This is a genomic window from Shewanella sairae, assembly GCF_023283535.1.
Lineage (GTDB): Bacteria > Pseudomonadota > Gammaproteobacteria > Enterobacterales > Shewanellaceae > Shewanella > Shewanella sairae.
Genome location: NZ_JAKILT010000215.1, coordinates 1 through 677, shown reverse-complemented (window position 1 = coordinate 677; position 677 = coordinate 1). Strand labels below are relative to the sequence as shown.

At 41.1% G+C, this 677-nt stretch carries 1 pseudogene; it reads left to right on the top strand.

What is annotated here, in order from left to right:
• Positions 1-477 (top strand): annotated as a pseudogene (locus L2748_RS24245) (IS110 family transposase); the annotation flags it as partial.
• Between the last annotated feature and the right edge of the window lie 200 nt (positions 478-677).

Sequence of the window (677 nt, the reverse complement as noted above, 5' to 3'; positions counted from 1 at the left end):
GTAAAGCTCATTCCTCCGCAGTACGTAAAGCCTTACGTCAAAACCAATAAAAATGATTACATCGATGCTGATGCAATAGCGGAAGCATCAACACGCCCATCGATGCGTTTTGTTGGCGTTAAAACTGAAACGTCTCAGGTTATCTCAGTGATCCAACGTATTCGTTCTAGTTACGTGAAAGAGCGTACCGCGTGTATGTCTAGGATAGGGTCTATGTTACTCGAGTTTGGTATCAGCTTTCCTAAAGGTCATGGCAAGATGAAGAGCCTATTTCAATGGCTTGCTGATAATAAAGAACCTATTCCCCGGATGTTAATGCAGGAGTTGATTGAGCATCACGAATACTATTTACAGCTTAATGAGCGTATTGCTGGTCAAGATAAAAAGCTGAAACAGCTTGTCGAGCAAAATGAAGATGCGCAACTGCTGAAATCAATCCCTGGTGTGGGAGATTTAACAGCGAGTCAGTGTTTAGCGGCTTTGTTGCAATGCTCAATCTCTCTTGTCTTTGAATGTGATCAGGCCACTTGATAGCTATTAGGCATACCGAGGTAAGTGAAGCGATTTAAAATAGAACAACCTAATATGTATTAGTCCCGACTAGATCTGACATTTCAACTTGATTAGTTGAGAGTTACCCGTTTTGATAGAAGGTGTCGAATCTTTAATCAAAACAA